This window comes from Paenibacillus sp. YIM B09110 (assembly GCF_037167145.1).
GTDB lineage: Bacteria > Bacillota > Bacilli > Paenibacillales > Paenibacillaceae > Pristimantibacillus.
Map to the genome: position 1 here is coordinate 394,788 of NZ_JBANSP010000003.1, position 12,796 is coordinate 407,583.

9 protein-coding genes are annotated in these 12,796 nt (G+C 50.3%); all 9 read left to right on the plus strand.

Annotated elements, in window-relative coordinates:
* Positions 1 to 118 precede the first annotated feature (118 nt).
* The gene (locus V8F51_RS06260; RefSeq protein WP_337099251.1) at positions 119 to 1,045 is read left to right on the plus strand and encodes an ABC transporter permease; all 927 of its coding nucleotides are present in this window, start codon (positions 119 to 121) and stop codon (positions 1,043 to 1,045) included.
* A gap of 19 nt (positions 1,046 to 1,064) precedes the next feature.
* Entirely contained in the window at positions 1,065 to 1,949 is an 885-nt protein-coding gene (locus V8F51_RS06265) for a carbohydrate ABC transporter permease (RefSeq protein WP_337099252.1), read from the plus strand.
* Between the two features lie 65 nt (positions 1,950 to 2,014).
* Positions 2,015 to 3,565, plus strand: coding sequence for an extracellular solute-binding protein (locus V8F51_RS06270; RefSeq protein WP_337099253.1), 1,551 nt, complete (start codon positions 2,015 to 2,017; stop codon positions 3,563 to 3,565).
* A 979-nt stretch (positions 3,566 to 4,544) separates the two neighbouring features.
* Positions 4,545 to 5,768 carry an enolase C-terminal domain-like protein gene (locus tag V8F51_RS06275; RefSeq protein WP_337099255.1) on the plus strand — a complete coding sequence of 408 codons (1,224 nt, stop codon included), beginning with the start codon at positions 4,545 to 4,547 and terminating at the stop codon, positions 5,766 to 5,768.
* A gap of 31 nt (positions 5,769 to 5,799) precedes the next feature.
* On the plus strand, positions 5,800 to 6,648 hold the full coding sequence (locus V8F51_RS06280) for an NAD-dependent epimerase/dehydratase family protein (protein WP_337099256.1): 849 nt from the start codon (positions 5,800 to 5,802) through the stop codon (positions 6,646 to 6,648).
* A 224-nt stretch (positions 6,649 to 6,872) separates the two neighbouring features.
* A complete protein-coding gene (locus tag V8F51_RS06285) occupies positions 6,873 to 8,003 on the plus strand; it encodes an ABC transporter ATP-binding protein (protein ID WP_337099257.1) in 1,131 nt (376 codons plus the stop codon).
* Entirely contained in the window at positions 8,000 to 10,942 is a 2,943-nt protein-coding gene (locus V8F51_RS06290) for an extracellular solute-binding protein (RefSeq protein ID WP_337099258.1), read from the plus strand. Before V8F51_RS06285 ends, V8F51_RS06290 begins: the two co-directional genes overlap by 4 nt.
* Positions 10,943 to 10,947: 5 nt before the next feature.
* Positions 10,948 to 11,919, plus strand: a complete 972-nt coding sequence (locus V8F51_RS06295; RefSeq protein ID WP_337099259.1) for a carbohydrate ABC transporter permease — start codon at positions 10,948 to 10,950, stop codon at positions 11,917 to 11,919.
* Positions 11,920 to 11,923: 4 nt separating this feature from the next.
* Complete coding sequence (locus tag V8F51_RS06300) at positions 11,924 to 12,781, plus strand: carbohydrate ABC transporter permease (RefSeq protein WP_337099260.1); 858 nt, start codon at positions 11,924 to 11,926, stop codon at positions 12,779 to 12,781.
* Positions 12,782 to 12,796 lie beyond the last annotated feature (15 nt).

Genomic DNA, 12,796 nt, shown 5'->3' on the forward strand with positions numbered 1-12,796 from the left:
TCGGAGGAGATAAGGGACAGAGGATAAATCAATACTACAAAGTATAAGAATGGCTCATGGTATGCGAATTGCCTCTCAACTACAATAAAACTATCACATAAACGAAAGGAAACACGATATGAAAACAAATGGAGTCATTCGGGAACTGCTTAGAAATCGTACGTTGCTGCTTATGTTCTTGCCCGTAGCGGTACTCCTATTTCTGTTCAACTACTTGCCGCTTGCCGGACTCGTAATCGCGTTCAAAGATTTCGATTTCCAGAAAGGCATCTTCGGCAGTGATTGGATGGATCCGCTGTTAAACAACTTTGATTATTTGTTCTCGTCCTCGACAGCTTTTCGGGCGATGAGGAACACCATATTGCTTAATGCGTTGTTCATCGCGGTAGGGCTTATATTCGAAGTAGGCTTCGCTTTGCTGCTCAACGAGGTTCGCAACAAATATTTCAAACGCGTTTCCCAGTCGCTGACCTTCCTGCCTTTCTTCATTTCTTGGATCGTCGTAGGCGTATTCGCCTACAATCTGCTCGACTTCGAGAGCGGGGCGGTCAATCGGGTATTGGAGAGCATAGGGTTCTCGCCGATCGATTTCTACAGTGAAGCGGGCTTATGGCCGCTCATCTTAACAATCGCGATTCGGTGGAAGATTACGGGTTATGGAACGATTATCTATCTGGCTGCATTGACATCGGTTGATAATTCGTATTACGAAGCGGCATCCATAGACGGTGCTACGAGATGGCAACAAATTCGGTATATTAGCATTCCGATGCTGCGGCCAACGATTATTATTTTGACACTGCTCGCGGTGGGCAGAATTATGAATGCGGACTTCGGCATGTTCTATGCCATGGTCGGCGACGCTTCCCTCCTATTCCCGACAACGGACGTTATCGATACCTTCGTTTATCGGAGCTTACGCAAATCCGGCGACATCGGCATGGCATCCGCGGCAGGTTTCCTGCAGTCGTTGATTGCTTTCGTGCTTATCATCGGCAGTAACTATGCGGCTCGCAAAATTGACAAGGATTCCGCGATATTCTAACTAGGGGAGGAACAACATAATGGTAGCAAAAAAATTCTCTATCTCACAATTGATGATCATTATTGTCATCTCCCTGTTCAGCTTGGCTTGTTTGTTCCCATTCATCATGGTTATATCAGGCTCGCTCAGCACGGAGAAAGACATCATGGATTACGGTTACACGCTTTGGCCGAAGACATTTACTTTCGATTCGTACCGAATCCTGCTGCTTGGCTCCACTCGCATCATTGACGCTTACGGAGTCAGCATTCTCGTAACGGTAGCCGGAACGGTGCTTTCACTGCTCGTAACGAGCATGGGTGCTTACGTTATGGCAAGACGGTCGTTTAAGTATAGAAATATTTTGTCCATTTACGTCATTATTACTATGCTTTTCAATGGCGGACTTGTTCCTTGGTACATCATCTGCGTCCGTTATTTGGATCTGAAGGATACGCTGTGGGCACTCATTCTACCGATGTTGGCGAATGCGTTCAACATGTTCCTGATCCGCAACTTCATGATGTCGATCCCCGAGGATATGAACGAATCGGCGAAAATGGACGGAGCGGGCGAGTTCAAAATTTTTTACGCCCTCATCATGCCGCTTTCGCTGCCGGTACTTGCGACTGTCGGACTTTTCGTAGCGCTGAGCTATTGGAATGATTGGTTCCTCGGGCTCATGTTCGTCGACAAGCAAGAGCTGCAGCCGCTGCAACTGCTCCTAAGGACGCTCGTATCGAACGTCGAGTTCCTGAAGAGCTCAAGCAACGCATCCGCCATGCAGCGTATCTCGGCGCAGATTCCTTCGGAATCGATCAAGATGGCGCTCACGGTCATTACGATAGGGCCGATTATATTCCTGTATCCTTTCGTACAGCGTTTCTTCGTAAAGGGATTAATGGTTGGGGCAGTTAAAGGTTAATGATTTGAGGCTATACCGGCTTCGGCCGTGTAGTATATAATGACAAGCAAAAGGGAGAGGTCACGATGAAGAAAAGCATCAAGGGATTACCGTTACTGCTTGCCGTCATCATGCTGTTCAGCGTTATTCTTGCAGCATGTAGCGGAGGCAATGGCAACAACGAGCCCGCTAATGGCGGCGAAGCTTCCAACAAGCCGTCCAACGGCTCGGAGCAGGAGGAAGAAGTTACGCTTAAATTCTACTTCGGCGGCGATAAAAAAGCGGCTACGGACGAAGTTTGGGCTAAAGTCAGCGAATATGTGAAAGCCAAAGGCCTTAATGTCAAATTCGATATTAACTTCATTCCGTTCGGCGACTTCAAAGAGAAAATGCTCGTTATGGCCGCATCCGGCGATAGCTGGGACATGAACTTCGACGGCGACTGGCTGTCGTACAAGCAAATGGCGGCGAAAGGCTCATACATGGCGCTGAACGATCTGCTGCCTGAGTTTGCGCCTAACTTGTACAAAAAGTATGAAGAACAAGGCACGCTTCAAGCGGCTACGGTAAACGGCGAAATCGTCGGCTTGCCTTGGACGATGAAGATGAACGAACGTAAGTTCACGGGCTGGCGTTCTGACTTAACTGAGAAAGCGGGTCTTGATTATCCGAACGGCTCAGTCAAGACGATCGAAGACGTAGATAAATTGCTGCGCGATCTGAAGAAAGCTTATCCAAACGAAAGAATTTCCCGCACACCTCCGGTATCGCTTATTATGATCCGCGATGAGTGGGTTGATCTTAACTTCCACGGTCTTGGCTTCTATCTGAGCGACCCTAAAGTAACGGTTCAAGCTGTAGAGCAACAACCGTTCTACCTAGAAGCTGCTAAGCTGGCTAAAGTATGGTACGACGACAACCTGATTAACCGCGATGCGATGATCGACAAATCGGATGAAGCGGCAGAGTGGAGAAACGGCAAGAAACTGTTCACGGTTACTTCCCATGAATGGGTAAGCGCGGACCCTGGCTTCTCCGATCCAGCATACAAAATGGAATCGTCGGAGCTCTACCCGGACAAACGCTTTATTAACCGTACAGCGCTTGCTAACGTAGTGGCGATCAACCGCAACTCCAAAAACCCTGAGCGCGTTCTACGCTTGTTGGATATGATCGAAACGGACAAAACGTTGTACGACCTTGTCCAATACGGTATCGAAGGCAAAACCTACGTATTGAACGGCGAGACTGCTGAATATCCGGAAGGCATGGAAACGACGACGAGCAACTACATGGAGTGGGGCGGCCAATGGGCATTCTGGAAACCGCAATTCATGCGTCCGACTATGACTTACGGACCAGACTTCTGGGTGAAAGAAGCTGAATTCGCAAGCGAAGAACGTAACGTTAACTCTCCTATCGACGGCTTGTTCATTGCCGAAGATGCGATGAAAAACGAAATCGCGAAGCGTGATACAGCAAGCGACGAGCTGAACAGACCGATTGAGTTCGGTGTTGTGAAAGACGTTGATAAAGCAGTAACAGATTATATCGAGACGCAAAAGAAAAACGGCCTTGATAAAATCATCGCTGAAACGCAAAAACAAATCGATGCATTCCTAGCATCCAAAAAATAAGCAGCACTACCGCATCTATAACCTGATGCCATAATAGCACTGAACGAATAAGCCAGCCCCTCTAAGCCCTAACGGACTTGGAGGGGCTGGCTTTATTGAGGCATGCATAGACACACTCCGCACACTCTAGCAAACTAAGAACGTATTTCTTTCAACGCATTCGCTCACTCTTCCGCCAGCTCAGGATGTTTGCTCTTCAACGTTTACGCTCACTCTTCCGCCAGCTCAAGAACTAAGCAGTTTAACGCAATCGCTCACTCTCCCGCCAGCTCAGGAACTATGTTGTTTACCGCTTTCGCTCACTCTTCCGCCAGCTCAGGAGCTATGCTGATTAACGCTTTCGCTCACTCTCCCGTCAGCTCAGGAGCTATGCTGTTTATCGCTTTTTGCTCGCTCTTCCATCAGCTCAGGAACTTTGCTGATTAACACTTTTCGCTAACTCTCCCGTCAGCTCAAGAACTATGCTGTTTAACGCTTTCGCTAACCCTCCCGTCAACTCAGAAGAATAGTCTTTAAGGGTAGTTGATCTAAGCCGTTTCGAGTGGATACTCGGTTTTATTTTTTGTTGTAGATTGGTTCTTTAGCTTTCTACCTGAGTAAATGGGAGAGTGAGCAAAAGGAAAAAAAGGCGCATTATCTACGAAGGAAGGCAGAAATATACCAATATCAGAATCTGTTGATCATTAATCTGAATGGTAATTGATATTGAATGTGCTGTGTAGATAAAAGACTCGAAAGATAAAGCTGATAAAAAGCAAACTTCCTGAGTAGAGGGGAGAGTGAACAAAAGGAGAAAAAGACGACATTATTTATATAAAGAAGTCCAAGTTGAGAGAAGCCATAGGAACGGAAGTAGTTTAATTGATCAAGACGAAAGAAAGAGGCCAATATTGGGATAGAAAGTTTAAGGATGTCTTATTTGGGTACCGGCTCATTCGGCTTACACTATAGGGGACATACAAAAAAGGATGGTGCCGGCATGGCGAAAATAACGGGAATCCAATGCATTCGCACACGCAAAAACGGGACTTGGACAATCGTAAAGGTATTGACGGATCAGGATGGGCTTTACGGGCTGGGATCAGCCTCGGACGTATATAATCCGGAGGCTGTTGTGCAAGTTATTGAGCAGTTGATGGCGCCGCTGCTGATCGGCAAGGATGCCGCGAATATAGAAGACTTGTGGCAGACCATGTACATGAGCGGGTATTGGCGCAACGGCGCGCTTCTGCATACCGCAATAGGCGGGATCGACATGGCGCTGTGGGACATTAAGGGCAAGGAGGCAGGTCTGCCTGTCTACCAACTGCTCGGCGGAGCGAGCCGTGCGGCCGTTCCTTGCTATGGACATGCCGGGGGGCGGGATATTACCGAACTGAAAGAGGACGTGCATCGTTTCAAGGAGGAAGGGTATACGGTCATCCGTGTGCAAATGGGCGGTTACGGCGGTGGCGGCTTTATCGATCGCGACAAGGCGATCTTGCCGGATCATGCTTGGGGCAAGGGACCGGTATTCGACGAGCAAGCTTATTTGCATGCCATACCGTCCATGTTCGAGCAGTTGCGGCTTGAGTTCGGTATGGGCGTACAATTCACGCATGACGTGCATGAGCATTTGTCGCCGATTAACGCGATTCAACTTGCAAAGCGGGTAGAGCCCTATAGTCTATTTTTCCTTGAGGATGCGCTAGCACCTGAACAGATTGGATGGTATCGCCATCTGCGTCAACAAAGCGCAACTCCGCAAGCAGTCGGCGAGCTATTCGTCAATCCTCAGGAATGGACGCAGCTTGTGCAGGAGAGGCTCATTGACTTCATCCGCGTACGCGTATCTAAGGCCGGAGGGATTAGCGCATGCCGCAAGATCGCGGCATTATGCGAAGCGTTCGGCGTTCGAACCGCATGGCAGGAAGGCGGAGAGAACGATCCTGTCAACCAAGCGGCAGCAGTCCATTTGGACATGGCGATCTGGAATTTCGGCATTCAGGAAGTGAACCATTTTAAGGAAGAAGAGCTGGATGCGTTCGAAGGACATATTGTTCGAAAAGGCGGCTATTTATATCCATCACAGAAGCCGGGGCTCGGTATCGAGCTTGATGAGCTTAAGGCACAGCTGCTCGTTGGGGACAATTGGAACAAAACAACTTATTTCAATCCATATCAGCTTGACCGCAAGGCTGACGGCACGCTTGTCCGTCCATAATGCCATGCGATACAACGGAGGTGCATAACAGATGAAGACGATTGCGGTAACGGGAGGCAGCGGCAAGCTCGGTACGGCTCTTATCAAGGAGCTGCAGCAGCAGGATTATAAAGTTGTATCGCTTGATCATCAGCTATCCAAAGAGCTTAGATGCAAGCAGATTAAGGTTGATTTGAACGACTTCGGGCAAGTCGTAGCTGCTGTTCATGGAGCGGACGCAATCATCCACTTGGCGGCGATTCCCGCGCCAATTCTGCATCCGAATCCTTATATTTTCGCGAATAACACGGTAGCCGGCTATCATATCCTGGAAGCTGCTTCTATTCTAGGCATACGGAAGGTGGTTATGGGCTCTAGCGAATCATCATACGGCTTTGCTTGGGCGCCTACGCCATTCTCGCCGGATTATTTTCCGATCGATGAAGAGCACCCGCAGCAGCCGCAGGAGTGCTATGGACTATCTAAAGTCGTGAATGAATTGACTGCCGCCATGTTCGACAGACGAAACGGCATGCAGGTTGTCTCGCTGCGCTTCTCTATGATTACGAAGCCGGAAGATTATAATCACTTATCGATTCGAAAACCTGAGGCGTTCAAGCAAATCATGTGGAGCTATATTGATATTCGCGATGCGGTAAGCGCATGTATCGCTTCACTTCAAGTCGAAGATCGAGGGGCGATCAGCCTCAATATTACGAGCAATGATACACTTAGCGATCGGCAGACGTCAGAGCTTCTGAAGTCGTTCTATCCCGAGGTATCCGTGTTGAAAAATGACCTTCCCGGAAGAACTTCGGTCGTCAGCAATAAGATGGCGCAAGAAGTATTGAATTGGCGTCCGCTTCACTCATGGGCCGATCATATAGGTGATCAGGCTTAGCACAATTAGAAAAATACATGTAAGAGACCATCCGAAAGGATGGTCTTTTTGATGACCATTTAACAAAGTATGACTTTAAATATAGCTTGTATGAAGCTTGTGAAACGCTTACAAGATAATTTTTGACAAAAAAAGCATATATCCTCTCATATTTACTCGTGTAATGATCGGATAACATTAGAGGTAGTTTAGGGAAACATATTTGTTCTGAGAGGTGAGCATGGGTGGGAAGCATTACGTTTAGCCATGTCTATAAGCACTACAAAGGGGAACAGCGTCCGGCGGTCAACGATTTCCACCTTTCCATTGAGGAGGGGGAGTTCCTCGTACTGGTCGGTCCATCCGGCTGCGGCAAATCGACTACGCTTCGAATGCTGGCTGGCTTGGAGGAGATCACGGAGGGCGAGTTGTATATCGACGACAAATTCGTTAATTACTTATCGCCGAAGGATCGAGACATTGCGATGGTATTTCAGAATTATGCGCTCTACCCGAACTTATCGGTGTACGAGAATATCGCGCTTGGCCTTAAGCTACGCAAGACAGCCAAGCATGACATTGAGCTTAAAGTGAACCGCGTAGCCAAAATTTTGGAAATATCGCATTTGCTCGATCGCAAGCCTAGTCAGTTGTCAGGCGGTCAGAAACAGCGTGTTGCGCTGGGGCGTGCGATCGCGAGGGAACCGCAGGTATTCCTGATGGATGAACCGCTGTCCAATCTTGACGCCAAGCTAAGGGCGCAGACGCGTGCCGAACTTATTAAGCTGCAGAGCGACTTGAAACGAACGACGGTATATGTGACGCATGACCAGGTCGAAGCGATGACGATGGGTACGCGGATCGTAGTCATGAAGGACGGCGTTATCCAGCAAGTAGCGCCGCCAAGGCAGCTCTATGATGAACCAGCCAATCTGTTCGTTGCCGGATTCATTGGCTCGCCGCAGATGAATTTCCTGGAAGGAAGCATCGTTCGTCAGAATGGCGTTTATTACTTCTTGAACAAGCGGATTAAGTTCCGAATTCCAGAGAAATATTATGGGCAATTCAATGCGAAACCCGGCACGCTTCGCAATTGCGTGCTCGGTGTTCGCCCGGAGCATGTGCAGCTTGGGCCTGATAAAGACGAGTTTCCTGAGGACGAATATGTGCGCGGCGTTGTTGAGATGACTGAGGTCACAGGCGCCGATTCTTACGTGTACGTCAAGATCGGGGAGAAAACGGTAATCGGCCGGACGGAGCCTGAGATTGACTATGAGAAGGAAGAGAAGCTGCTCGTAAGCTTCAACATGAACAAGATCCACTTCTTCGACGAGCAGTCCGGCGTGTCACTCGCAGCCGGGGGAGATGAAGGATGATTCGGCTTAAATCGAAGAAATGGCTGGGCAGAGGATTACGAATTTTGTTAGCGGTTGCATTGATTGTCGTCGCTGTCCGCTGGGTATCCGGCAGCGAACCGACATTGTACGCGACTACCGTTACCGCCGAGCAAATGCTTTCGTTCGAGAGCAAGCCGGGTGAGGTGCCCTACGCGAAACTGATGTTGGAATACCCGGAAGCTTTCGAGTCCGCAGAACAGTTGCAAGCGATTCCAATAACGCCCGCTGAATATGAATCTGCCTCAGAGGAGTCCGTTCTGGGATCGGATGAAGGCAAAGAACTCATTTGGGAGAACGAGCTTGGCTGGGTCGAATGGAGTTTCGAGGCGCCGCAGGATGGCTGGTACGAGCTGCATTTCGATTACAAAGCGCTTGAAGGAGGAAATGCCTCCGTCGTGAGAGGGGTTCAAATCGACGGAAGCTATCCTTTCGCAGAATCCAGCAGAATTGAGCTTGAACGGTTATGGAAGGATGCGAAGTATCCTTATGATCGCAACGAAATCGGTCAACAAATCCGGCCGGGACAGGTAGAGCTGACAGATTGGAACAAGGCAGCCGCATCCGTATATTCCGCTTCTTCCGAGCCTTTGCTCTATAAGCTGGAGCAAGGCGAGCATAAGTTAAAGCTCATTGGAATTAGGGAGGGAGTCACGCTGCGCGGGATTTCGTTCGAGTCGAAGTCGACAATCCCATCCTACGAGGAATACAAAAGCTCTTTAACCGAATCGAAGCCGCAGTCCGAATGGTTCAAGCTCATTGAGGCTGAACAATTCCAGCGCAAATCCAGCTTGGCTATTCAGACAGACTTTTGGTCTGAGCCTCATATATCGCCAGATCCGAAAGGGCGCATCACCTACAACGTGCTCGGCGGACAGCGATGGAGGCAGCCTGGCGAGTGGGTCGAATGGCAGATCGAAGTGCCGGAGAGCGGCTTGTATGAGCTTGATGTAAAAGCGTTCCAAAACTACCGGAACGGCTTCGAGGCCTATCGCACGATAACGATCGACGGCGAAGTGCCGTTCAAGGAAATGCTGCACTACGGCATTCCGACACGCAAGGAATTCGAGATCGTAACGCTTTCCGATCAAGCGGGTGAGCCTTATAAGTTCCACCTGGAGAAGGGTACGCACACGCTGCGTATGACGGCAGACTCTTCGCTGGTCCAGCCAGTCTATCTGGCGTTGACGGATACCCTGAACCAATTGGCCGTATACGATCGCCAAATTAGGCTGTTGACGGGCAATTACAGCAAGTCGGCGTTCGATGCGAATATCGACTCGACGCGTACTTGGGATATGAAGAAGCTAGATCCGGAGGTCGAGCAGAAGCTGAACGACTTCGTTAACCGCTTCGCCGATATCCGCAACTATATTAACGGGTTGAACAAAAAGGATTCCGATTTGTCCGAAGCGATCAAGAGCTCCGTGCATTTGCTCGAGGTAATGCTGGAGGATGTGAACGAGGTCCCGAACAAAATCAATGATTTCTCTACGATTCAGAATAATATCGGAGCTTGGCTAGCTACGCTGACGCATCAGCAATTGTTGGTGGATTATATCGTGGTGCGGACGCCGGAGGCGGAAACAGGGCTGAAGACGGCGAGCGCGATGTCGCGTATCCCCTATTCCATAGCCGACTTCGGCCGAACGTTCTACCTGGATTACGATACGCGCAAGCACAACCGCGACGGTGCGCTTACGGTATGGGTGCAACGCGGACGCGATTACGTGGAGCTTCTTCGTGAGTTGGTAGACCAAGACTTTACGCCAAGAACGGGCATTCAGGTCAACATTAACCTAATGCCGAATCCGAACCAGCTTATACTAGGCAACGCGGCTGGCGATGTGCCGGACGTTGCGCTCGGTCTAGGCGAATCGATGCCTGCCGATTATGCAATGCGAGGAGCGGTCGAGGATTTGTCCTCTTATCCGGGCTTCGAGGAAGTACAAGATCAATTCATTCCTGGCGTAAACCGATCGATGTACTACGACGGCGGCGTCTATGGACTGCCGGAGGTGCAGAACTTCCAGGTGCTGTTCTACCGCACCGATGTGTTGGAAGGGCTAGGCCTTACAGTGCCGGATACATGGGATGACGTATTCGACATGCTGCCGACGCTGCAGGAGAACGGGATGACCATGAACTTCCCGAAAGGCGATTTCTCAACGCTCTTCTTCCAGAACAATGCGGAAGTATATTCGCCGGACGGCTTAAAAGGAAATCTCGATAGCGAAGCGGGCCAAGCGGCCTTCAAGCGCTGGACGGAACTGTACAAAAAATACAATCTTCCGATCGATGTTCCTGCATTCTTCCAGCATTTCCGCGACGGCGACATTCCGATCGGCGTTGCCGACTTCAACACTTACGTGCAGCTTCTCGTAGCCGCGCCGGAAATTACCGGCCACTGGAAGATCGCTCCGTTGCCTGGCATGAAGCAAGCGAACGGCGAAGTGGCAAGATGGTCGCCGCAAGGCATCTCGGCGGCGATGATGATGGAGAAGAGCGATAAGAAAGACGAGGCGTGGCAGTTCATGCAATGGTGGACGTCCGCGGAGGTTCAGTCGCAATACGCGAAGGACATCGAATCGTTCTATGGTATCGAATTCAGATGGAATACGGCCAACGTCGATGCGATGAAGTCGCTCTCCTGGCCATCCGATGATCTGAAGGCGCTTCGCGAACAGGCGCGCTGGGCGAAAAACATGCCGTACGTGCCCGGATACTACTTCCTCAGCAGAGAAATGGAATTCGCATGGAACCGCACGGTAATGGAGGGCATTCCTGCTCAGGAATCGCTTGAACAGGCGCAGCTCTCGCTGCAAAGGGAGATGAACCGGAGACAAGGCAACTTCGGCATTAAAGCCGGAGATGATCTCGGCATCCCGCAAATCAATCAACCTTACGAATGGGAGGAATAGCACAGATGAATACAGAGCTTACTCCCGGGATAGCAAGGCCTAAGGCTCGACCGGCGATTGGGGCGAAGCTGACTCGCTTCCTGCGCGATCTTAAGCGCGACGCGTTCTGCTATTTGTTCCTCGCGCCGTTCCTGATCTGCTTCATGCTCTTCATCGTTGTGCCGGTCGTCATGGCCGCGACGCTTGGGTTCACGTCGTACGACGGATTTCAGAAGCTGCATTTTATCGGGATCGACAACTATATTAGCTTGTTCACGCAAGATATTATCTTTCTGACCAAAGCGATACCGAATACGTTCCTATTCGCGCTTATTGTGGGCCCAGGCGGCTATATCCTTTCCTTCCTATTCGCCTGGTTGATCCATCAGCTGCCGATCAAGATCAGGGACTATTACACGCTGGCGTTCTACGCGCCTTCGATGGCGGGCGGAGTAGCGCTGTCCGTCGTATGGATCGCGGCGTTCAGCGGCGACCGCGTCGGCTACGTGAACAACTTCCTGCTCGGCATGGGCTGGATCGACAGTCCGGTCATATGGCTTCAAGATCCGAAGTATTTGCTTAACATTATGATCATCGTATCGCTTTGGGTCAGCTTCAGCGTAGGCTTTCTCGCCATGTTGGCAGGTCTTCAGACCGTCAATCGCGAGCTTTACGAGGCAGGCCGCATCGACGGCATATCGAATCGCCTTCAAGAAGTGTTCTATATTACGGTTCCTTCGATGAAGCCGCAGATGCTGTTCAGCGCCGTGATGTCGATTGTCGGCACGCTAAAGGCAGGCAGCATATCGACGCAATTGACGGGCTTGCCGATCACGCCTTCTTATTCGGGACATTTGATCATTAACCATATCGACGATTACGCTTTTATCCGTTTCGAGCTCGGCTATGCTTCGGCAGTCTCGGTCATGCTGCTGCTTATCAGCTACTTCGCCATGAGATTTGCCTATCGGCTGTTCGGATCCAAGGAGGAGCTGTAAAACCATGATTCGAAAACTTCGCAGCGTGACGCCGTTTCAAGTAGCGCTCGTCACTTTCTTCACCGCGCTGGCCGCGTTCATGTCGCTGCCGATTATTTTCATACTGAACCATGCATTCAAGCCGCAGAATGAGCTGTTCTTGTTTCCGCCGAGGTTTCTCGTGCAGAATCCAACAATTCGCAACTTCGAATCGCTCATTCTGCACGCATCGAACGCGACTGTGCCATTCACGAGATATTTGTTCAACAGTATTATCGTAGCGGGATTAACACTTGCATGCGTAATTATCGTCAGCACGATGGCCGGTTACGTCCTTGCGAAATACCAGTTCCATTTCAAGGGACTCATCTTATCGCTCATTACGCTGTCTCTGATGTTCGCGCCGGAGACGGTCGGCATTCCGAGGTATCTCATCATTAGCGGTATCGGCATCAACAACACGTATTTCGGGCATATATTGCCCGCGCTTGCCTCACCGATTGCCGTCTTCATGCTCGTCGGCTTCATCTCTCAAATACCTAGCGAGCTGATTGAAGCGGCAAAGATCGACGGAGCAAGCCATTTCGGGATCTTCACAAGAATGGTGCTCCCGCTGTCTGTGCCGGCGATCGCCACGATCTCGATCTTCACGTTCCAAGGCGTATGGGGAGACGTCGAGACTTCGACGCTGTTCATGCAGGACGAGACGATGCGAACGCTGCCCTTCTATGTGAACAGCCTGCTCAGCGGGCTTCAGAACAGTGTCGCCGGGCAGAATATGGCTGCCGCAGCCGGCTTGCTCATGTTCGTGCCCAACCTCATCATCTTCCTGCTCTTCCAGCGGAGGGTGCTCGAGACGATGGTTCATTCCGGCATTAAGTAATTCAAATCAGCAAAG